Annotated in this window: 15 protein-coding genes, 1 tRNA gene and 1 pseudogene; 8 read left to right on the plus strand and 9 right to left on the minus strand. The window is 56.7% G+C overall.

Going from position 1 to position 20,674, the window contains the following annotated elements:
• Positions 1 to 255 precede the first annotated feature (255 nt).
• Positions 256 to 1,530, minus strand: a complete 1,275-nt coding sequence (gene nifB / locus ACNKH6_RS05770; RefSeq protein WP_417914595.1) for a nitrogenase cofactor biosynthesis protein NifB — start codon at positions 1,528 to 1,530, stop codon at positions 256 to 258.
• A 619-nt stretch (positions 1,531 to 2,149) separates the two neighbouring features.
• Between nifB and ACNKH6_RS05775 the strand changes: the two genes are divergently transcribed.
• Together ACNKH6_RS05775 and bioC are read left to right on the plus strand one after the other, a co-directional pair.
• On the plus strand, positions 2,150 to 3,316 hold the full coding sequence (locus tag ACNKH6_RS05775; protein ID WP_417914596.1) for a pyridoxal phosphate-dependent aminotransferase: 1,167 nt from the start codon (positions 2,150 to 2,152) through the stop codon (positions 3,314 to 3,316).
• 2 nt (positions 3,317 to 3,318) lie between these two features.
• Positions 3,319 to 4,068 (plus strand): malonyl-ACP O-methyltransferase BioC, encoded by a 750-nt coding sequence (gene bioC / locus ACNKH6_RS05780; protein ID WP_417914597.1) that lies wholly within the window; start codon positions 3,319 to 3,321, stop codon positions 4,066 to 4,068.
• Positions 4,069 to 4,091: 23 nt separating this feature from the next.
• On the opposite strand, the gene ACNKH6_RS05785 is transcribed toward bioC, so the two are convergent.
• On the minus strand, positions 4,092 to 4,478 hold the full coding sequence (locus ACNKH6_RS05785) for a helix-turn-helix domain-containing protein (RefSeq protein WP_417914598.1): 387 nt from the start codon (positions 4,476 to 4,478) through the stop codon (positions 4,092 to 4,094).
• 354 nt (positions 4,479 to 4,832) lie between these two features.
• Positions 4,833 to 5,732: a sulfite exporter TauE/SafE family protein gene (locus ACNKH6_RS05790; RefSeq protein WP_417914599.1), complete on the minus strand. Its 900-nt coding sequence runs from the start codon at positions 5,730 to 5,732 to the stop codon at positions 4,833 to 4,835.
• Between the two features lie 374 nt (positions 5,733 to 6,106).
• On the opposite strand from ACNKH6_RS05790, the gene ACNKH6_RS05795 reads away from it, so the two are divergent.
• Complete coding sequence (locus ACNKH6_RS05795) at positions 6,107 to 7,096, plus strand: LysR substrate-binding domain-containing protein (protein WP_417914600.1); 990 nt, start codon at positions 6,107 to 6,109, stop codon at positions 7,094 to 7,096.
• On the opposite strand, the gene ACNKH6_RS05800 is transcribed toward ACNKH6_RS05795, so the two are convergent.
• Together ACNKH6_RS05800 and ACNKH6_RS05805 are read right to left on the minus strand one after the other, a co-directional pair.
• Positions 7,082 to 9,418, minus strand: coding sequence for a response regulator (locus ACNKH6_RS05800; protein WP_417914601.1), 2,337 nt, complete (start codon positions 9,416 to 9,418; stop codon positions 7,082 to 7,084). The two genes, ACNKH6_RS05795 and ACNKH6_RS05800, sit on opposite strands and share 15 nt — an antisense overlap.
• The gene (locus ACNKH6_RS05805; RefSeq protein ID WP_417914602.1) at positions 9,415 to 12,975 is read right to left on the minus strand and encodes a PAS domain S-box protein; all 3,561 of its coding nucleotides are present in this window, start codon (positions 12,973 to 12,975) and stop codon (positions 9,415 to 9,417) included. Before ACNKH6_RS05805 ends, ACNKH6_RS05800 begins: the two co-directional genes overlap by 4 nt.
• Before the next feature lie 366 nt (positions 12,976 to 13,341).
• Here ACNKH6_RS05805 and ACNKH6_RS05810 point away from each other — a divergent pair, with 366 nt between their 5' ends.
• Together ACNKH6_RS05810 and serC are read left to right on the plus strand one after the other, a co-directional pair.
• Complete coding sequence (locus ACNKH6_RS05810; RefSeq protein ID WP_417914603.1) at positions 13,342 to 15,276, plus strand: transketolase; 1,935 nt, start codon at positions 13,342 to 13,344, stop codon at positions 15,274 to 15,276.
• A gap of 203 nt (positions 15,277 to 15,479) precedes the next feature.
• Positions 15,480 to 16,562: a 3-phosphoserine/phosphohydroxythreonine transaminase gene (serC, locus tag ACNKH6_RS05815; RefSeq protein ID WP_417914604.1), complete on the plus strand. Its 1,083-nt coding sequence runs from the start codon at positions 15,480 to 15,482 to the stop codon at positions 16,560 to 16,562.
• 107 nt (positions 16,563 to 16,669) lie between these two features.
• Here the strand turns inward: serC and ACNKH6_RS05820 are convergent, their stop codons facing one another.
• A complete protein-coding gene (locus ACNKH6_RS05820; RefSeq protein ID WP_417914605.1) occupies positions 16,670 to 17,647 on the minus strand; it encodes a bifunctional riboflavin kinase/FAD synthetase in 978 nt (325 codons plus the stop codon).
• A 167-nt stretch (positions 17,648 to 17,814) separates the two neighbouring features.
• Here ACNKH6_RS05820 and ACNKH6_RS05825 point away from each other — a divergent pair.
• The 3 genes from ACNKH6_RS05825 (at position 17,815) to ACNKH6_RS05835 (ending at position 19,579) form a co-directional block, all read left to right on the plus strand.
• A tRNA-Leu gene (locus ACNKH6_RS05825) sits at positions 17,815 to 17,901 on the plus strand.
• A gap of 191 nt (positions 17,902 to 18,092) precedes the next feature.
• A complete protein-coding gene (locus ACNKH6_RS05830; protein WP_417914606.1) occupies positions 18,093 to 18,299 on the plus strand; it encodes an Arm DNA-binding domain-containing protein in 207 nt (68 codons plus the stop codon).
• A complete protein-coding gene (locus ACNKH6_RS05835; protein ID WP_417914607.1) occupies positions 18,206 to 19,579 on the plus strand; it encodes a tyrosine-type recombinase/integrase in 1,374 nt (457 codons plus the stop codon). The genes ACNKH6_RS05830 and ACNKH6_RS05835 overlap by 94 nt, the downstream gene beginning before the upstream one ends.
• Before the next feature lie 62 nt (positions 19,580 to 19,641).
• Here ACNKH6_RS05835 and ACNKH6_RS05840 read toward each other — a convergent pair whose 3' ends face one another.
• The 3 genes and pseudogenes from ACNKH6_RS05840 to ACNKH6_RS05850 all read right to left on the minus strand — a co-directional run.
• A complete protein-coding gene (locus ACNKH6_RS05840; protein ID WP_417914608.1) occupies positions 19,642 to 20,106 on the minus strand; it encodes a GNAT family N-acetyltransferase in 465 nt (154 codons plus the stop codon).
• Entirely contained in the window at positions 20,094 to 20,300 is a 207-nt protein-coding gene (locus tag ACNKH6_RS05845) for a DUF1778 domain-containing protein (protein WP_417914609.1), read from the minus strand. The genes ACNKH6_RS05840 and ACNKH6_RS05845 overlap by 13 nt, the downstream gene beginning before the upstream one ends.
• Before the next feature lie 148 nt (positions 20,301 to 20,448).
• A pseudogene (locus ACNKH6_RS05850) lies at positions 20,449 to 20,674 on the minus strand (IS982 family transposase); the annotation flags it as partial.

Consider the following 20,674-nt stretch of genomic DNA (forward strand, 5'->3'; position numbering starts at 1 on the left):
AAAAACGTGCCAAAAAACAATAATTAGTTAAAAATATTTAAAATTAAATTCAACCTGTTGATACTAAAAGATATATTAAAAATGATAATAATCATTATTTTTAATATAAAACTTTATAAGTGACAAAAATTGTCACTAAGTGACGTTTTTTGTCACTTATGGCCATAAAAGCTAAAGCATTTAACTGACCACGCCCAGATGGGCGTGGTATTCGATGGAGAACGGCTTTCGTACTCCTCCGATCGGGGATGTTTTTCAGCCGCAGCCAGTGCCCGCGCCCACGCAGGCCCCTTTCGACGAGCACTTGCGTATTTTGCTTTGCAGCAAGGCGAAGCCTTTGCCGGTATAAACCGCCTCCAGCCCCTTCTCAATAAAGCCCGCCATAGTCACCGGCTTGATGCCGCGCTTGCTTAGGGCTTCTTTCGGGCCGTCGCCCAAATCGCTGACAAGAATGGCCTGGCAGTCGCTGAGGATGCGGCTGAGATTGAGCCAGCGCTGCGCCCCGCCGCCTGCTGGCGGTGTCTGCCGCTCCTCGATCAGCTTATAACCGCCCTGCCCGTCTTGGCCCCAGATTTGCAGTTTCGTCGCCTCGCCGAGATGCTGATTGACCAACACGCCTTCCAGCGTCGCCACGGCCACGTAAGGCCGCACCGCTTCAGCAGGTTTGGGCAGCTTGGCGCAGGCACTGAGGCAGCCGCGCATCTCGTCGGTGCGGTCTTCCTCCAACAGGCCAACCGCGTCAGCACGGCAGCGGGTGCAGTGGCGCATCTGCGGCAGGAACTGCTCCGCCGCATTGCGAGCCGCACTCATCACCTCTTTGGACGGCTCCGGGATGTTCTCAAACACTGTGTCCGCATTGGGGAACATGGCCATGCAGTTGAGGAGATCCGCGCCCAGATCTTTCATGGTCTTAGCCACATCAAGAATGTGGTGATCATTGATGCCGGGGATGAGGATGGTGTTGATCTTCACCGTGATGCCGTGTCGCTTCAGCTTCTCGATGGCCGCTAGCTGGCGGGCCAAGAGCAGCGCCGCGCCCTGCCTGCCCCGATAGATCACCTTGCCGTCCCGCACCCAGGAGTAAATTTTTTCCGTGACCGCCGGATCAACGCCGTTCACTGTCACTGTCACATGTGACACGCCGATTTCCGCCAGCTCCTCCACATGCGGGGCCAGATTGAGGCCATTGGAGGCCAGACAGAGGATGGTCTCCGGGTAGGTTCTGCGGATGAGGCGCATGGTCTCCAGCGTGGCCTCGGCATTGGCAAAAGGATCGCCTGGTCCGGCAATGCCCGCCACCGAAATGCGCGGCTCCTTCTCCAGCACCTTGCCCATGTAATACAGGGCCTGATCCGGCGCGAGCACCGTGCTGGTCACGCCGGGCCGCGACTCATTGACGCAGTCGTACTTGCGGTTGCAGTAGTTGCACTGAATATTGCACTTCGGAGCCACCGGCAGATGCACTCTGCCGTACTGCCCTTTCACTTTGGCGTTGAAACAGGGGTGGCGGTTGTAGTCTATGGGGTTCATGGTCTTGCGCTCCTGTTTGCTGAGATAGCTGCGGAAGAATCATTCTGGTCGAAGGACAGGGAGTTTTGATACCGCTATTTTCACAGCAAGAATCATGCCAAACTGAAATTTCATATATTTATATAAATTACAGATAGATATGCAATGAGAGGTTGACATGGTGTTTGTTATACTAAAGACAAAAATGAAAAAATTTTTCATTCCTGTTCTCCCGGATGATCGCATTTTTCAGAGAAAGATTGTTTACATCCTCTTGCTGGGCGGATACACTGAATAATTTTCAGCGCACACCGTTGAAAGAAGTGTGGCGCAACAGGGGTTAATCGTTGATTTAACAAAAAATATTGCAACAAAGGACGGACAGGTATTTAATTGGATTGTTCTTGACAAGATTGGAATGCAATCGGCACATATCATGTCGAACTGGCTCTGCGGGCATTTCCGCGTCTTGAACACCATTGTTTTGTCAAAGGAATCTCTTGGTTTGAGGCGAAGATTTCAATTGTCCGCAATGCTGTCCGGGCTTATTGGGCAAAGCCAATTTATCCCCTTACGACAGTTAATCTTTATGCAACTGCGTAACTCCTAATAGTTTCTCTTGAATCCAGCTTTCATAAAAATGACTCCCTCCCAAAAAATGCTCGCCTTCGCTGGCACTTCCTCGTGGATTCGCAAGATGTTCGAGGAAGGCAGCCAGATGAAGGCCCAGTTCGGTGCGGAAAACGTCTTTGACTTCAGCCTCGGCAACCCGGATTTGCCGCCGCCGCCGCAATTTGTGCAAGTGCTGGCCGATTTGGTGCAAAACGAGCGGCCCGGCTGCCATGCCTACATGCCCAACAGCGGCTGGCCTGAAGTGCGCGAGGCGGTCGCGGCCCGGCTGGCGCAGGAGCAGGGCGTACCGATCACAGCGGGCGACGTGCTGATGACCTGCGGCGCGGCAGGTGCGCTTAATGTGGTGATGAAGGCCCTGCTCGACCCCGGCGACGAGGTGATCATCATCAGCCCCTATTTTGTCGAGTACACCTTCTACATCGACAATCACGGCGGCGCGGCCAAAATCGTGCCTGCGGACAAGGACTTCAACCTTGATCTGGCGGCGATTGCGGCGGCCTTGACTGAGAAGACCAAGGCGGTGCTGATCAACAGCCCGAACAATCCGACTGGGCAGGTGTACAGCGCCGAGTCGCTGGCCGCGTTGGGCAAGCTGTTAAACAATGCGCCGCAGCCGGTCTGCCTGATTGCCGATGAGCCGTACCGCAAGATTGTCTATGACGGCGCGGAGGTGCCCTCGGTGATGGCAGCCACGGTCAATTCCATCGTCGTTTCGTCCTATTCCAAGGACTTGTCTCTGCCCGGCGAGCGCATCGGTTATCTTGCTGTGCATCCGAATATGCCGGACAAGGCCGCCCTGCTCAACGCCCTGACCTTGGCCAACCGCATTCTCGGCTTTGTCAATGCGCCTGCGCTGATGCAGCGGGCGGTCGCGCGGCTGCAAGAGGTCAGCGTGGACATGGCGGTTTATGCCCGGCGGCGCGAGCTGTTCTGCCGCATTCTCGACGAGGCGGGCTTTGAGTACGTTCGGCCCAAGGGCGCGTTCTATCTTTTTCCAAAAACTCCGATTGATGACGTGGAGTTCTGCCAGCTCCTGCTGGAGGAGCGGATATTGGCGGTGCCGGGCCGGGGCTTTGGCAGGCCGGGGCATATCCGTCTGGCCTTCTGCGTGGATGAGGCGGTGATTGCCAAGGCGGCGGAGGGATTTCGGCGGGTGATGGCGGCCTGCGCCTGAGGATGCCGCAGCATGTTGACAAAGACTTGCTCCGCCAGCAATTTCAGCGGGCGGCGGTAAGCTATGAGAAACAGGCAGTTGTCCAGCAGCAGGCGGCGGAACGGCTGCTTGAGCTGCTTATTCAGCAGCCGCAGCGGGTGTTGGAGATCGGCTGCGGTTCTGGCCTGCTGACTCGCAGACTTTTGGCGAAGTTCAACAGCATTGAAGAATTAGTGCTCAACGATCTGGTGCCGGATTTTGCCAGCCGACTTGGCCTTGTCAGTCCAGCTCTGCGTTTTCTGCCCGGCGACATCGAAACCCTGCCGCTGCCGGGCAGTTTTGATCTGATCATTTCTTCTTCCGCTCTGCATTGGCTGCACGACCTGAACAGCCTGCTGGACAAGCTGGCGGCACATCTCGCGCCCGGCGGCTGGTTGGCATTTTCCCTGTACGGCCCGGAGAATCTGCATGAAATTCGGGAACTGACCGGCATCGGCCTGAAGTACCGCAGTCATGCGGAGCTTGAGGAAGCCCTGCGCCGCCGTTTCCGCCTGCTCCACAGCAGCAGGCAAATAGAAACGCTGCATTTCTCCAGCCCGCAGGAAGTGCTCCGCCATCTCCGCGAAACCGGAGTGAACTCCCTCAGTCGCAGCCCGTGGAGCCGCGCCAAGCTGGAGCAATTCTGCGCCGAGTACCGCCGCCGCTTCAGTGCGGATGGCGGCGTGACGCTGACCTATGATTCGTTGTATTTTCTGGCGCAGAACGCAGATTGAGGCAGACAGCGGCGGGGAAAAAATTACAGCAGCGAGGTCAGCACTTCACATTCACGGCAGATTTCCATTTTGTCTTTGCCCTCTTTGCCGGAAGTGCATTCACAGAGGGTGCCATTGAGGAACCAGCAGAGATGTCCAGCCTGAAATTCCCACGCGGGACAATCCTTTTTGCAGCTGCATTTTTTCACCGTCCAGCATTCCTTCCGTTTCACCGTGTCATCACGGCGCTGATTGACCACCAAAAAGAGCAGCTTGCGCTCAATATGCAGCGGCACGGCCCGCCAGCCCTGCTCGTAGCTCTGGACAGCCTTCAGCGACACACCCAGCAGCCGGGAAAGCGATTTTTGGGTTTTGTCGAGTTTTTTGCGGTACAGGGTGAATTCTTCTGTGGTCATTTTCGGCTGATTCAAGATATGGTTCTCCTGCCTGTCAGGGGAGGGTGTGCGTTCCGGCGGCATTTTGCCAGAACGGCTTTGAGGCTGCGGCTGACAGGCAGAAAATACCACAGGGTAGGAATAAACGCAACAAAAAAGCACCCTTTCGGCAGGATTCTCTAAAAAAACAGCCGACAAGCCTGTCAGTGCTCAGAAAACTTGTCGTAGTAAGCATCCTGAGATATATCTGAACTTGCTGAGTGATCTCAACTTCAGAACGCATGTCAAGCGGTTGCGCCTTTCAGCACGGCAGATATTTGGAAAATAAAAAAGCCAGGCAGCCTTCGTGCCTGGCTTTGCGTTTTTTTCGGCAAACCGCGCCCAACTTGGTCAGAACCAAATATTCTTGACGGAATTGAACATGGTGTAGGCGCCGAGCAGGACGATCAGCACGGCGCTGGCTATCCCCATTTTCCGGGAAAAGTCAAGATTTTCGTTGATTTTGTTCGTCAGATGGCGGCTTTGGGAAAGAAGCACGCCGATGGTGATCATCACGCCGCCGAGGCCGAGACTGAAAAAAAGCGTGACGCTGAGACCTTGGGCGATTTTGCCCGCAGCAATGGCGGCAAGCAGGGTGGCGATTGCCGCCGGACAAGGAATGATGCCGCCCGACATGCCCAAAAAAAGCAGCTCCAGCTTGCTGGTTGTTTTTGCCGCAGCAGGCTTATGTTCTTCGTGATGCGCACAGGCCGCTGCATGGTCATGCGCTTTGTGCGGATGCATGTGATAGCCGTCATGCTCATGGTCATGGGCGTGCGGATGAAGATGCTCGTGCGTGTGTTCTTGCTCATGCGGCTGCTCGTGCTGGTGGCCATGATCCTGTCCGGCATCATGAGCGTGCGGATGCTCATGATCGTGGCTGTGCGGCTGGGGATGATGGTGGTGATGTCCGCCGAAGAGGTGAAAATGGCCGTGCCCTGAACTGGAAAGCCGCTGCCGCAGCATCCAGATGCCGACGACCAGGATCAGCCCGGCGGAAACAAAGCCCAGCCAGTTGTGCAGCACTTCATCCGAATAGCGTTTCGACAACAGCATCGCCGCCAAACCAAGCAGGATGACGCTGAAGGTGTGGGTGATGGTGACGATGCTGCCGAGCAGCACGCCATCCCACGCCCGGCCTCTGGTGCCGACCATGTAGGCCGCGATCAGGGTTTTGCCGTGGCCGGGTTCAAAGGCATGCATTGCGCCAAAAAAAATGGCATAGGAATAAAGTGCAAACAGGCTGGTCATGAAAAAAATCTCCGTTTTTGATTGGACGATGAGCTGCGTTTCATGACTTAAACACAATGCCGCACGCCCGTGCAATAGGTTTTTCACCTCATTTTCGTAGGGTGAACAACCTATACGTCGGGCAGACGCTGTCGGCGTGGAGGTTATGTGCTGGTGCGGGAATGAAAATTTGGACAGCGATAATACATTTTGTAAATTTATATTATAAACTTTGCTTTTTTCTGTCAAGAAGAAAAAACAGCGGCAGCAAAAATCCCAGTTTTGTTTTTTATCTTGACAAGAAAGGTGATATCAAATAGATAGCTTCATATACCACAGCAGGAGCGCACAAGCGCAGCACGATATCCCGCCGCAGGCGGCAGGAGCGAATAGATATGGCCATCACGTTCAGACAGTTTGAAATTTTCATCGCAGTGGCGGAAACCACCCAAGTGACCAAGGCCAGCAAAATGCTGTTTCTGACCCAATCGGCGGTCAGCATGGCCTTGGCGGAATTGGAAAGCCAGCTTGGCGGCCCGCTCTTTGACCGGCATGGCCGCAGTCTGCTTCTGAATGACCGGGGCCGCTACCTGCTGCCGCTGGCGAAAAAAATTATTTTTCAGATCAAAAACATCGAATCGCTTCTCAGCGAAGAAAAAAGTTCTGTGGCCGGATCGCTGGAGATCGTTGCCAGCTCCTCCATCGGCAACTATGTGCTGCCGTATCCGGTCGGGCTGTTCATGCGCAAGCACCCTGCGGCGCGGATCAACATGCTGGTCGCCAACACCAGACAGGCGGTGCGGATGGTCGCACAAGGGGTGATGGATTTAGGCTTTGTTGAAGGCGCAGTGACGGACGATGCCGTGCAGCGGACTCCTTGGTTTGTGGATGAGCTGCGGGTGATTGTCGCGCCGTCGCACCCTTTGGCGGATCAGGAGGTGTTTCGCGTTCCTGATGATTTGGAAAAAACAGTCTGGGTGCTGCGCGAGGAAGGCTCAGGCACTGCGGAGATTTTCAAAAACAGGCTGGGCAATCACGCCGCCTTGCTCAATGTCGTCACCAGGATGGGTCATACTGAGGCGATCAAGAAAGCGGTCGAGGCGGGCGTGGGCGCGTCCTGCCTCTCCGAATTGACCATCTGCCGTGAAACCGAGCATGGCTGGCTGAAAAGTTTAGCCATTGAGGGCATCAGCACCCGGCGGCAGCTTTCCATCATTCAGCACCGGGACAAGCTGAACACCAGGCTGATGGAAGAATTTTTGCGGTTCTGCGGCATTATGAGCGAATATGGCCTGAGCCGGGAATACCTTTCCTCGCCGCGCAGACTGGATGAGCTGCTTCGGCAGGCAGCAGGCGCGGCGGCAGGCGGTTCATCCTTGATCTGACTGCAAAGCGGCGGCAATGGCCCGGCGCAGGTCGTTGAGGCTGAAGGGTTTGGCTACTGCTGCCCGGAAGCCGTACTTGCGGTATTCGGCCAGCACAGGATCATTGGAATAGCCGCTGGCGACGATCAGCCGGGCCGCCGGATCCAGCTCCAGCAGCAGCCGGGCTGTCTCTATGCCGCCCATGCCGCCGGGAATAGTCAAATCCATAATCACCAGATCAACTGGCCTGCCCTCGTCACGCAGCCGCGCATAGCTGGCTGCCGCCTCCTCGCCGTCCGCAGCCAGAACAGCCTCATGTCCTAAGGCGTGAAGCTGGGCTTTGGCCAGATCACGCAGCATCGGCTCATCATCCATCACCATGATCAGGGCGGTTTGCTTCATAGCGGCCTCCTCCTTTCTAATCGTGCGCCCGGCAGCCAGCTCATCAGGCTTGGCAGCGGGCAGATACACAGCAAACATCGTTCCCCGCCCCAGTTCTGATTGCACGGCGATCCAGCCGCCATGCTTCATGATGACAGAATGGCAGATGGCCAGCCCCAGACCGCTGCCTTCCGGCTTGGTGCTGAAAAATGGATCAAAAATTTTGTCGATGATGTGCGGGGGAATACCCCGGCCCCGGTCCTGAATGGTGATGCGGACCAAGTCGCCCTGCCGCAGCTCAGGCGGCAGAACGGTTTCCGCAGCTCCCGCAACATTGACGCAGGATATTTGAATTTTGCCGCCTTCCGGCATGGCCTGCTTGGCATTCAGGACAATGTTTTGAATCACCTGACTGATCTGGCTGCTGTCAGCGCTGATCAGGCGGAGCTGGTCGGCAAAGGTGTAGTCGCAGGAAACGGATGAGCCGAGCAGGACAAAGTCCGCCGCCTCCTGCACCAGTTCGGCTAAATCTATCGCCTCTTTGACCGGCTCGCCGCCCTTGGCGAACGTCAGCAGCTGGCGGGTCAGCTTGGCCGCCCGGATTGCGGCTTTCTGCGCGTCAGTGAGCAGGGCAGCAGTCTGTCTGCTGTCTGTTTGCAGCATGACCCCGGCCAGCTCGATATTGCCGAGAATGGCGGTGAGGATATTGTTGAAGTCATGGGCAATGCCAGCGGCAAGCAGGCCGACCGACTCCAGCTTCCTGATTTTCAGCATCTCCTCGGTGATCTTCCGCTCATTGGTCACGTCGCGGAAGACAATCACGGTGCCAAGCAGACGGCCTGCCCGGTCATGGATCGGCGCACAGCTGTCAGCGATGCTCAGACGGCTGCCGTCGCGGCGGATCAAGGCTGTGTGGCTGTCCAGCGTGACCGCCCGGCCCAGCTCTAGAACCTGCCGCACCGGATCGGCGCAGGCGGCTTCCGTCTTTTCATTGATAATGCGGAACACTTCCGAGGATGGTTGATCCGCCGCTTCAGCCAAGCTCCAGCCGGTGAGCTGCTCGGCCACCTTGTTGCAATAGCTGATTCTGCCAAGAACATCAGTGGCAATCACGCCGTCGCCGATGGAATGCAGAGTGACGCTCAAGCGTTCCCGTTCCTCTTCAGCCTGCCGCTCCGCCTTTTTCAGCTCGGTGATGTTCCGGCAGATGCCGATCAGGCCGAGCAGGCCGCCGTCTGGGCCGATGTAGGGACTTTTGAGAACATCATAGAGAGCGGTCTCGTTGTCGGGGCCGGTTAATTCTTCCTCGTTGCGGGAGGCGGTGCGGTCAGCGAGCATCGCCGCGTCATGGCTGCGAAAGGAGGCGGCCAGCACCGGCGGCAGGAACTCGCTGTCGGTCCGGCCTAAAATTTCCGCCTCGGCCTTGCCTGCGAACTGCTCAAAGGCCCGGTTGCAGCCAAGGTAGCAATTGTTCAGGTCTTTGAAATAAATCGGATCCGGGATGGAGTCGAGCAGGGCCTCCAGCATGGTCTTTTGATGAAGCAGCGTCTCCTGCGCAGCCTTCAGCTTGAGGGTTTTCCGCCGCAAACTGAGCTGGGTGCTGATCCGGGCCAGCACCTCCACTTGCTGAAAAGGCTTGGTGATGTAATCCACCCCGCCTGCGGCAAAGCCTTCAACCTTGTCCTCCAACCTGCTGAGGGCGGTCATGAAAATAATTGGAATTTCCGTCAGCTCCGGCCTTTTCCGCATCCGGCGGCAGGTCTCAAAGCCGTCCATCTCCGGCATCAGCACATCAAGCAGAATGATGTCCGGCGTGAAATGATCCAAGGCGGCCAAAGCCTGCGCTCCGCTTGGCAGAACACGCAGCTCAAAGTTCCGGTCTTGCAGGAAAGAGAGCAGGATTTTTAAACTGGCAGGCTGATCATCCACGATCAGAATGAGGTCATTGGCGTGGTCGCTCATGAATTGGCACGGGTCTTGGGATGGTCGGCCAAGCTGACAATCTGATTCAGCTGAAAATTGTCGGCAAGCTCCTCAACTTTGGCCGCGAAGGTGCGCCAGCGTCCGCCTTCAGCTTGAGCCAGCCAAGCGGTTTTGCGCAGCAGCCCGGCGATGTCGCCAGTCCGGGCAAGGGCGGCGAGCGCGGCCAGTTCCTCTGGCGGCGGCCAAGCCCAGTCCGGCAGGGCTGCGGGGGCGGGCTTGACCGCCAGCGGAAGTGCCAATTGGGCGGCGAGCACCGCCAGCAAATCCGCTGAGGTGAAGGGACGGACAACAAAGGCGGCGAATTGCTCCACCTGCGCTCCTTGCTCGGCATCCTCCGGCGCGGCAACAGCAATCACTGGAATATCGCGCAGCTCAGGCCGCTCGCGGAGCTGCTTGGTCAGCGGCAGGCCGCCCAGCTCCGGCATGCGGAAATCAAGCAGCACCGCATCAGGCCGAAGCTGGCCGCAGATTTCAGCAATCCGGCTGCGATCCGCCAGCTCCTGCGTCTGAAAGCCCGCGTCTTCAAGGATGCCGCGCAGAACAGCCCGATGCGCGGCGCGTTCGTCAACAATCAGAATTTTCCGGTCGCCGCAGAGCTTGGACGAGATATCCGGCACACCGCCCGGCGTGCGCACCTCAATGCTGAAAAAGAAGCGGCTGCCCGGTCCTTCACCACAAGGAGGAATTTCATGCAGCGGGCTGGTGACTTGCAGCTCGCCGCCCATCAGGCGGACTAAGGTGCGGCTGATCGCCAGGCCGAGGCCGGAGCCGTCCGCATGTTGAAGCCGTCCGCCGCCTTGCCGGAAGGGTTCAAAAATTTTTTGCTGCATCTCCGGGGCGATGCCTGCGCCGCTGTCTTCAACGCTGACGGTCAGCATGACCCGCTCGCCGCTGGTCGGTCTTGCCTGCACTTTGAGAATGCAGCGGCCTTGCCGGGTGAATTTGACCGCATTGGACAGCAGATTAAGAAGTATCTGGCGCAGGCGCAGCTCATCAGCTTCAATCACCGCAGGCAGTGAGGGGTCAGGCTCATAACGCAGCTCCAGCTGCTTGAGCTGCGCCCTGCCCCGGCTGATTTCCGCAATACCGTTCAAAAAAGGCGGCAGCCGGAATTCCCGCGTCACCAGCTCCATTTTGCCCGCCTCAATCCGGGAAAGATCAAGGATGTCATTGATCAGCATCAGCAGATGCTCGCCGGATTTATGGATGGTGCGGATGCTGTTGAGCTGCTTCTGGGTCAGGCCTGGATCGCCGGAAAGAATTTGGGTGTAGCCGAGCACGGCGTTGAGCGGGGTGCGCAGCTCATGGCTCATGCTGGCGAGAAAGACCGACTTGGCATGATTTGCTGACTCGGCCAGCTCTTTGGCCGCCACGAGCTGCTGCTCGGCCAGCTTGCGGGCGTTGATGTCGAACAGAATGCCTGCGGCCCGCAGCGGCCTGCCAACGGCATCACGCTGAAAAACCCGGCCTGCGGCCAAGGCCCATATCCAGCGGCCCGACTTGTGCCGGAGACACTGTTCAGCAGTGAAAAACGGACTGCGGCCTTCAAGATGGTCGTTCAACAGCCGCATGACCTCGTCCTTTTCTGCCGGGCGCAGGGCATTTTCCCACGTCGAGACATGCGGGGCAATTTCTTGAAGCTCATAACCGAGCAGCTCCGCCCAGCGTGCATTGTACACCACCTCGCCGCTGCCGATGTTCCAGTCCCATGTGCCCAGACTTGCGCCAGTGACCGCCAGCTCCAGCCGCTCAGTGCTTTCCCGCAGCGCATCTTCCGCCCTCCTGCGGTCAGTTATATCATGAATGATGGAGTAGAGCAATGTCCGCTCGCCATTTTGCAGCGGGCTGGAATAGACTTCGACATCGCGCAGCTCGCCGCTGGCCAGCCGGTGGCGGAACTGGAAATGAAGCTGCCGCTGCGCGGCGGCACGGGCCATCGCCGCCTTCACCTCGGCAGGCGGCAGCGGGTTGATATCCGTGATCCGCATCGAAAGCAGCGTGGCCAGATTGTAGCCGTAATACCGGCAGGCGGCCTCGTTGGCCTCTTCAATCTGCCCGTTTTCTGGATTGATGATCAGCTTGACCGCAGTGTTGGTCTCAAAGGTCTGGCGGTACCGATGCTCGCTCTCCCGCAGCAGCTCCTCTTGGAGCTTGAGCGCGGTGACATCGTGAGCGACCATGACAATGCCGCTGATTTCGCCGCTGTCTGAGGCAAAGGGATACCAGGAGACATTCAGATGCCGCTGGCCAGCGGGCGGAAAATTGAACCAGCCTTGATAATGCACTTCTTCGCCTGCCAAGCAGCGTTCCAGCTTTTCCTGCATTGCCTGCCGCGCATAATTTTCGCCGTGCAGCTCCTCCACGCTGCTGCCGATAATTTTCTGGCGCGGTTTGCGGAAGGCTTTCACATACGCGGCGTTCACTGCTTGATAGGTCAACTTGCGGTCAACAAAGGCCATCAGATCATCTGTGGCAGCGATGATTTGCTCATAGCGGCGGAGCAGCTCGCCAGTTTTTTTGCGGGCGGTGATGTCCTCCTTGGTGGCGACAAGCTGGCTGATCGCCGCGCCGGAGCGGATCGGGGCGACGGTCATCGCCTCCCAGAACAGCGAGCCATCCTTGGCCCGATTCAGCAGCTCGCCTTTCCACACCTTGCCCTGCATGACGGTCTGCCACAAGCTCTGATAGACCTCCGGCGATGTTTGCCCGGAGCGGAAGATGCTGGTCGGCCTGCCGATCAGCTCGTCCGCCGTGTAGCCGGTCATCTGCTCCGCCGCCGCGTTGACATAGCCGATCCGGCCTCTGGTGTCGGTGATCACCACCGCTGCCGGGCTTTGCTCCACTGCTGCTGACAGGAGCTGCACCTGCCGGTTGTGCTGACGGATCAGGCCGGCCATCCGGTTGAACGTCCGCGCCAAGTTTGAAAATTCTGCGGTGTGGCAGCATTCGTCCAGCGGCTGCCAGACATCGCTCTCCAGCGTGTCAATCCGGGCGATCAGCTCGGCGATTGGATCCGAAACCGCATAGCGGACAAAAAGATTGGCGATCGGGATGAACACGGCAAAGGCAAAGGCAAAAACGCCCAGCAGCGCCGCGCCGAGCAACGTGCTGCTTTGATGCGCCCCGCCCCGCTCCGCGCCCAGCAGCACAGCGGCTTGGCCGCCGCCAGCCAAGGGCAGCCGGGCGGCATACACCATCATTCTGCTGTCGTGGACAACCGGGCTGCCATGCCATGCTGTCGGCCCGCCGTTCAGCACCGGCAGCGCATCCGGCAGGGTTCCGGCGCAGGCCGGTCTGCCGTCAGAAGTCAGCACTCGGTCCGGCAGGAGGATGTGAATATGCAGGCCGCTTTGCAAGGCGGCGGCATTGATCAGCTCTTGGGTGATTTTGGCGGCAGGCAGGGGCTGTTCCGGCATCTGGAACACCTGCTCCAAGACAAGAAAGCCCTGTTCAATGCGCTGGCGGGCCAATTTTTTTTCTTCTCTGTCTGCCAGCACTGCGAATGTGCCATACAGCAGGAGCAGCGCTACAGCCATTGCGCAGGCTCCAAAAAAAACAATCTGATCACGCAGCTTCAGATAACTGCACGGATTTGAAAGCAGATTGTTCATATTGGGCTGCTGTTCCGGCGAAAAGGAAAGGAAAGGAATTAGCGAGAGTATAATTTTTTGAATTATACCCGACGCGCTCTAATTTCGTCAAATTTTTTGAATCAACTTCCCAAACAGGCTCTGTCAAGGATTCTTTGGGAATTCGTTATTGCCTCTTCCGCTCTTTCCTGTTGTCTTTCCGCAGCAAGCTCGTTAAAACAAGCAGCGCACGCAGATCATGCCAAGTTTGAGCGGGCAGGAGCATCTTCCTGCCCGTCATCATTTTTCATTTCTTTCCTTATGGAGAAAACCATGCCTCTGAAGTTCGATCTGTCCGCCGCTGAACTGAGCAGCGCGGAACTTGCCTCGCTCAAGGAAATGCGCAGCCGCTGCGCCCGCCGCATCCTGCTGTCCACCAGCCTGGCCGCATCCGGCCATCCGGGCGGCTCGCTGTCTTCGTTAGACATGCTGCTCGTGGCCTACGGCATCCTCCGCCATGACCCAGCCAATCCGCGCATGGCCGAGCGCGACCGCTTTGTCGCCTCCATCGGCCACATTTCGCCGGGCGTGTACAGCGTGCTGGCCGAGAACGGCTATTTCAGCGAAGAGGATTTTCTTGCAGGCTTCCGGCGCACAAATTCCGGTTTTCCCGGCCACGTGGAATCCATCGTGCCGGGCGTGGAATGGGATACCGGCAATCTCGGCCAAGGCTTGTCCACGGCGGTGGGCATGGCGCACGCCTTCAAGCTTAAGGGTATGCCGAACCGCGTTTTCTGCCTGATGGGCGACGGCGAGCACCAGAAAGGCCAGATTGTCGAGGCCATCCGCCACGCGGTCAAGTACAAGTTGGACAACCTCACCGTGCTGATCGACCGCAACAAGCTGCAAATCTGCGGCAGCACTGAGGACATCATGCCGCAATGTATGCAGAAGCTCTACGGCGGCTTGGGCTTCCAGACGGTCAAGATTGACGGCCACGACTGCAACGCCATCTACAAAGCCATGCGTGAGTCGTACCGCAACATCAGCGGTGTGCCGACCGTGCTCATCGCTCAGACGGTGATGGGCAAGGGAATTTCCTTCATGGAAAACAAGGCGAAATACCACGGCTCGCCGCTGCCGCCGGATGATTTGGCCAAGGCCTTGGCTGAACTGGGTGTGGAGAACGATTTTGAGCAATGGCAGGCGCGGCGTAAGCAGCCGGTCAACGGCAAGACGATCATGCCGCCGCGAGCCGAGTATCCGCAGGTGCAGGCGGGCGCACCGCTTGTTTATGCTGCGGACAAGATGACCGACTGCCGTTCAGCTTACGGCGACGCGCTCCTCAGCTTGGCGCAGGCGAACAACCAGCCCGGTCAAATGCCGAAGATCGTCGGCATTTCGTGCGACTTGGAAGGCTCGGTGAAGATGGACGGTTTTCACAAGCATTCGCCGCAGGCATATTTGGAGCTGGGCATTCAGGAGCATCACGCCGCAGGCACTGCCGGAGCGATGAGCTGCGAGAATCTCGTCACCTTTTTCTCCACCTTCGGCTCGTTCGCCGTATCCGAGGTCTATAATCAGAACCGGCTCAACGATTTCAACCACACAAACGTGAAAGTGGTGGCCACGCACGTTGGTCTTGATGTCGGCGAAGACGGCCCGACGCATCAGTGCATTGATTATCTCGGCCTGATGAAGAACTACTTCCGTTTTTCGGTCTTCATGCCTGCCGATCCCAATCAGACCGACCGCATCATCCGTCATATTGCCGTGCAGCGGGGCAATCATTTCGTCGGCATGGGCCGCTCGAAAACGCCGACCATCACCAAGGAGGACGGCAGCGTCTTCTTTGATGCGGACTACATCTTCACCCCCGGCAAGGCCGACTGGCTGCGTGAAGGAACGGATGCAACCATCATCACTTATGGCGCGTTGACACCATCCTGCATTGAGGCATGGAAGCTGCTCAAACAGGCAGGCAAATCCATCGCCGTGCTGAACATGGCCTCGCTGCTGCCCTTGGACAAAGACGCAGTGCTTGCGGCGGCCAAAACCGGCGCGGTCGTCACGGTGGAGGATCACCATGTGGAAACCGGCCTCGGCGCGTCCGTGGCGACCGTGCTCTTAGACAACGGCCTTGCGCCGAAGATGAAACGCTTGGGCGTGAAGCAATACGGCGGCTCCGGCAAGCCGTCTGACCTCTATAAGCAGCAGGGCTTGGACGCGGAATCCATCGCCAAGACCGTGCTGGAGCTGATCGGGTAGAAATGCGGCGGAGGGAGGGCGCGGCCCTCCCTTTTTGCTTGGATGACGGTGCGCCATGCGCGATAATATGGCCGAATCAGGATATGGCTCCGCTCAGAGCGACAGCACCCTTCAGCAGAAAACGATGTGACAGGTCAGAACGTTAGGTTATAGAACAAGCAAATTCATCCCATCTCTTTTATATTGCACAGGAGAACCATATCATGTCAGAAAAAATCTTCAACTTCAGCCCAGGACCTGCCGTTCTGCCGCAGTCCGTTCTTGAGCAGGCAGCCCGCGACATCGTCAATTTCAACAACAAGGGCATAGGCTTGATCGAGATGAGCCACCGCTCGAAGGATTTCATCGCCGTACTGGATGAGGCCGATGCGCTGATCCGCGAGCTGCTATCCGTGCCTGCGACTTACAAGGTGCTGTTCTTACAGGGAGGCGCGTCGTCGCAGTTCTTCATGGTGCCGATGAACCTGCTGGGGCCGGGCAAGAAAGCCGTCTATCTCAACACCGGCGTGTGGGCGGGCAAGGCGATCAAGGAGGCCAAGGCTTTTGGCCAGATTGACGTGGCCTACACCGGCGAGCCGAACCGCTTCAAGCATGTGCCGACTGAGGACGAGTACAGCGTGGCTGCTGATGCCGAATATCTGCACCTCTGCTCGAACAACACCATTTACGGCACCCGCTTCCCCAAGTTCCCGGACAAAGGCTGCCCCTTGGTCTGCGACATGTCGTCGGACATCATGTCGCGGCCTGTGGATGTGTCCAAGTTCGGCCTCATCTACGCCGGAGCGCAGAAGAACATGGGGCCTGCGGGTGTGACTGTCGTCATCATCCGCGAAGACTGGCTGGACCGCTGCCCGGCTGGAGTGCCCGCCATGCTCCGCTACAAGACGCACGCGGACAAAGGCTCGATGTACAACACCCCGCCGACTTTCGCGATTTACTGCGTGGGCTTGGTCATGCGCTGGCTGAAGGAGCAGGGCGGCTTGGCGGCGATGGAGCGGCGCAACGAGGAAAAGGCGGCTCTGGTCTATCAGGCAATTGACGCGACTGATTTCTACCGTGGCCACGCCGAGAAGGATTGCCGCTCGCTGATGAACATCTCCTTCAATCTGCCCACCGCCGAGCTGGAGGCCAAGTTTGTCAAAGAGGCTGCTGCCATTGGACTTGATGGCCTGAAAGGCCACCGCGATGTCGGCGGCTGCCGCGCCTCAATCTACAATGCCTTCCCGCTGGAGGGCGTGCAGAAGCTGGTTGAGTTCATGGCCGATTTTGCCAAAAAGAACGGCTGAGAGAAGAATAAAAGCTGGGATGGCAATATGCCCATCCCAGCAGATTCATCAATTCGATGCTGGGTCGGCCGCGCCTGCTGCTATCAGCGCGGAAATGCCCGCGCTTTTTACAGCATCCTCTGGTCAGCCGCTTCCTCGCAGGCGAGCAGCCGCTCCTTGGCCGCGTCCTCCAGCACATGGCGGGCGGTCTCGACATCCCTGCGGATTTGCGAGGCAAGCTCGTCCGGCGAATTGAACTTAATCTCACCGCGCAGGTGGCGGAGCAGGTTCAGGCGGATGGGCTGGCCGTAGATGTCGTCGCTGAAGTCAAAGATGTGGGTTTCCGCCACCAGCTCGTTCTCGCCGAAGGTGGGGTTGCGACCGATGTTGGAGATGCTGCCGTACATCTTGCCGCCGCAGATCACCTGGGTGACGTACACGCCCTGCTTCGGGCAGAGGTCGTCCTCGCTTATGCGCAGGTTGGCGGTCGGGAAGCCAAGGCCCCGGCCCCGCTGCCTGCCGCGCTGGACTTCGCCCCGGATGTGGTAGCAGCGGCCCAGCAGACGGCGCACCTCCTGCATCCGCCCTTCCGTCACCAACTGGCGGATGCGGGTGCTGGAGACCGGCAGGCCGTCCTCGTAATGCGCCTCGACCACGGTGACGGGAAAGCCGCGCTCCTCCCCTTGTCGGCGGAGGAAGTCAATGGTGCCCTCGCGGCCCCGGCCCAGGGCGTAGTCGTAGCCGATCACCAGCTCCTGCACGCCGAGGGTGCGGCAGAGAATGTCCTCGACAAAGGCCGCCGCGCTCATCTGGGCGAACTGGCGGTCAAAGGGGATGATCACCAGCGCGTCCATGCCCGCAAGGAGGATCAGCCCGCTCTTCTGCTCCGTGCTGGAGATCAGACGGATGCCTTCGGGCCGCAGCACCTTGAGCGGATGCGGGTCGAAGGTCACTGCCACGGCAGTGCCGCCGCTGCGCCGCGCACGGATCAGCACCTCGCTGAAGAGCAGCTGGTGCCCCAAGTGTACGCCGTCAAAGTTGCCGATGGTGACGACCGGGCGGTGGAAAGGCTGGGTGATGTCCTGCAAGCTGGTGAATATCTGCATGGCGCGCGTGGTTTCCGGCTGAGTTCCGCTTCTGAATGGATGCCGAATATGTACCTCAAGCCGGGGAAAGCCGCAAACAGTTCATGCGTCCCCGCGAAAAAAGCACCTGAAGGCGATGAAAAACTGTTGACACCGCCCCCGGAATAAGGCATATTAGTCGGCGCAGTGCCGAAGTGGCGGAATTGGTAGACGCGCTAGGTTCAGGGTCTAGTGAGCGTACGCTTGTGGGAGTTCGACTCTCCCCTTCGGCACCATATCATAGTTCAGTAACGTCCATTGACGTATCATAAAGCCCGCAACCTTAACAGGTCAGCGGGTTTTTCTTTGCTTTTTCTTCCGTTTTCGTCCAAAAAGTGCGTTGACTTCCGCTGCATGAAGCGGGTGTAACTGCGGGGGTATCTGACAAGATAAACAACATACCCGCTGCCTTCCCGATAGCCGCACCATGTCAAAACTCACCGCTGTTCAAATTCGTCAAGCCAAGCCCAAAGACAAGCCATACAAACTGCCCGATGGTCAGGGGCTGTATTTCCATGTCGCCGAGTCAGGAAAAAGCACATGGTGCTGCCGTTTCAGAGTGGACGGCAAGGAGTCCATCTGCGTTTTGGGAGAGCAACCTATAACCCGGCTGCCGACATGCAGGGAGCCTTGAAAAGTCGCAAGACAGTTCACCGGGCCGCGCTGTCAGGCGATGAGCTGCCGGAGTTCATGCAAACCCTCATGCGGGCGGACATTGACACAGCCACCAAACTTGCCTTGCAGTTCACCATATTGACAGCGGCCCGGAGCGGTGAGACGCGGGGGGCGACATGGGCGGAGATCAGCCTTGACGCGCCCCTCTGGCGCATTCCCGGCGAGCGGATGAAGATGGACAGCCCGCATACAGTGCCCCTATCACGGCAGGCCGTGACGGAAGAGCATGGAAAACCCTTGCCTGCTGATCTGGAACGGTTTATTCTGCTGGTTGAACTTTCAGGCGGCTCTGGAAGCGGGGATTTTCTTTCTAAATTTTACAGAAATGGTTCCATGAAGATACAAAAAGCCTTTTTAGATACTAATATACTACTGAGGAATATAATAGGAGGAGATGAACAAGAAAACGACATGGTGAAAATACTAAGAAGTAATAATTTTCAAATAGTTACTTTTCAAAAGTGTATTTACGAATTGTATTCAATGGTAAAAAGAATTGCACTGTCTGGAGCATGCGAAGATGATCCAATAAAATATGTAATGCCAACAGAGCTTATAGGTATGCTTGCTGAATTGCGTAAAAAAATCTCTAAAATAGAGAAGCCTTCAGATGACAGGTCTTTCTGGTATAATCAATGCGAAGAATGGTGTGATAGATATTTTATAGAAGAGCTTCGTTGTATAGAAAATGATATAAAACCATATGAACCTGTTGAACTCAAGAGAGATATTTGTCAATGGAAACGTTTAATGCGCGAGGGTGCTATCAGTATAGATAGAAAAATTAGAGAAAAATTCCCAGAAGAGCTTAATTATATAGAACATGGTGTAAAATTGTATGAATCTGTTGAGCTTCAGAGAGATATTTGTCAATGGAAGAATTTAATACGCGAGAGTTTTAGCAATATAGATAGAAAAATCAGAGATAATTTTATTCATGTTTATACTTATCATGACGTATATAATTCTGACTGGTATAACTCAGAAGGATTTGCTCACGAAGATAATTTGACGAAAGATTCTTTCTTGCCTAATGAGGACTTTGAAATCCTAATGGCCGCTGCTTTTTGCAACGCCAGAGTTTTTATAACAAATGATCAAAAAATTCTCCAGCAGACTGGAGCAAGCTGGGGAACATGTTGTGCGCCATCTTTCACCAGTTTTTGCTGCCCTGAAAGATTGGAAGAAGCCATTAACAGCCAATTTAACTATAGAAGCTATCCCTCTCTCTCAAGCTGAAAGAGTAAACCGCAGCTTTCCTGTACTCTTGCGCCTTTGATGAGCCTCAGAAAAGGCAGCATTCATGCCGCTGTCTGCGCCAAACTCAGCATTAAGGTCATCGGCTCAATCGGCGATGCAATGAAGCCGTGCCCAAGGTAAAACGCCTTGGCCTGCTCGTTCAGCGCATGGACAAGCAGGGCGCGGATGACCGCATCTTTCAGCAGGCCGGAGCCGATGCCGCAGCCATGCCAGCGTTCATCAACAGCCAGGCGGCCCAAAACAGCCACGGGCGTGGGTTCAGGCATCTCTGGCGGCTGATTCCCGCCCGGAGCCTGTTTGCGGGCCACGCTGCCGGTCGCCAGCGCATAAAAGCCGACCACGTTCCGGCTGCCGCTCTCGCAGACTGCATAGGTGCGGGATGCGCCGGAGACCTCATTTTTCAACGCCTGCTTTTTCAGCCAGTCACCAAGGGACGGAACGCCGCAGGCAAAGCCGCCCGTCTCATGGCTGGCGGCCAGCGGCTCCGGCGCGGTCACTCTTCCCACGGTGCCGGACGGGAAAGCAGAGTTTCAAGCTGCCGGTTTCCGGCCATGCCTTGCCGCAGGACAGCAGCGAATTCAGCAACTTGCCCCTTATCCAGCAGAAACAGCCGCTGGTCAAGCAGGACGTTTTCCGCCTCCTTGCAGGCCGCCTCAAGAATGAAATCTGACCGGCTCTTGTGCTGGGCAGCGGCGGCCATGCGTCAAGGCGGGGGCAACTGACCTTTGGAAGCAGGAGCATGAAGACGTTGCCGCTGCGGTGCGGGAAGGAACAGAAAAAACTTGTGCGCTGATCAGCAATAGCCTATGCTCAAAACAAGAACGATAAAGAAAAACCCAAGTTGTGACCTATAACATTGTTTTTTCAATACCGTAAGCCAAGATAAAAAGAAAAACCTTCAATTCAAAACCATGCGAGGTGACAGCATGAATATGTGCTGGAAATCTTTGTGTAATGACACTGAACGCTGATTCGATGCGCTTTCGGATGGATTTAATTCCATCTCCTATGAATGCTTCGTATTTTCTTTTTGAATTTTTCTTCCTGACAGGATTCAGATGAACATCTGACTGT

The organism is Candidatus Electronema sp. JM (assembly GCF_048287415.1).
Classification (GTDB): Bacteria; Desulfobacterota; Desulfobulbia; order Desulfobulbales; family Desulfobulbaceae; genus Electronema.

What these genes read in the sequence shown, in the direction of transcription:
- ACNKH6_RS05835 (WP_417914607.1), top strand. Translation starts at nt 18,206, where the DNA reads ATGGTGCTGCCGTTTCAGAGTGGACGGCAAGGAGTCCATCTGCGTTTT.
- serC (WP_417914604.1), top strand. Translation starts at nt 15,480, where the DNA reads ATGTCAGAAAAAATCTTCAACTTCAGCCCAGGACCTGCCGTTCTGCCG.
- bioC (WP_417914597.1), top strand. Translation starts at nt 3,319, where the DNA reads ATGCCGCAGCATGTTGACAAAGACTTGCTCCGCCAGCAATTTCAGCGG.
- ACNKH6_RS05800 (WP_417914601.1), bottom strand. Translation starts at nt 9,418, where the DNA reads ATGAGCGACCACGCCAATGACCTCATTCTGATCGTGGATGATCAGCCT.
- ACNKH6_RS05830 (WP_417914606.1), top strand. Translation starts at nt 18,093, where the DNA reads ATGTCAAAACTCACCGCTGTTCAAATTCGTCAAGCCAAGCCCAAAGAC.
- ACNKH6_RS05845 (WP_417914609.1), bottom strand. Translation starts at nt 20,300, where the DNA reads ATGGCCGCCGCTGCCCAGCACAAGAGCCGGTCAGATTTCATTCTTGAG.
- nifB (WP_417914595.1), bottom strand. Translation starts at nt 1,530, where the DNA reads ATGAACCCCATAGACTACAACCGCCACCCCTGTTTCAACGCCAAAGTG.
- ACNKH6_RS05775 (WP_417914596.1), top strand. Translation starts at nt 2,150, where the DNA reads ATGACTCCCTCCCAAAAAATGCTCGCCTTCGCTGGCACTTCCTCGTGG.
- ACNKH6_RS05820 (WP_417914605.1), bottom strand. Translation starts at nt 17,647, where the DNA reads ATGCAGATATTCACCAGCTTGCAGGACATCACCCAGCCTTTCCACCGC.
- ACNKH6_RS05795 (WP_417914600.1), top strand. Translation starts at nt 6,107, where the DNA reads ATGGCCATCACGTTCAGACAGTTTGAAATTTTCATCGCAGTGGCGGAA.
- ACNKH6_RS05805 (WP_417914602.1), bottom strand. Translation starts at nt 12,975, where the DNA reads ATGGCTGTAGCGCTGCTCCTGCTGTATGGCACATTCGCAGTGCTGGCA.
- ACNKH6_RS05790 (WP_417914599.1), bottom strand. Translation starts at nt 5,732, where the DNA reads ATGACCAGCCTGTTTGCACTTTATTCCTATGCCATTTTTTTTGGCGCA.
- ACNKH6_RS05810 (WP_417914603.1), top strand. Translation starts at nt 13,342, where the DNA reads ATGCCTCTGAAGTTCGATCTGTCCGCCGCTGAACTGAGCAGCGCGGAA.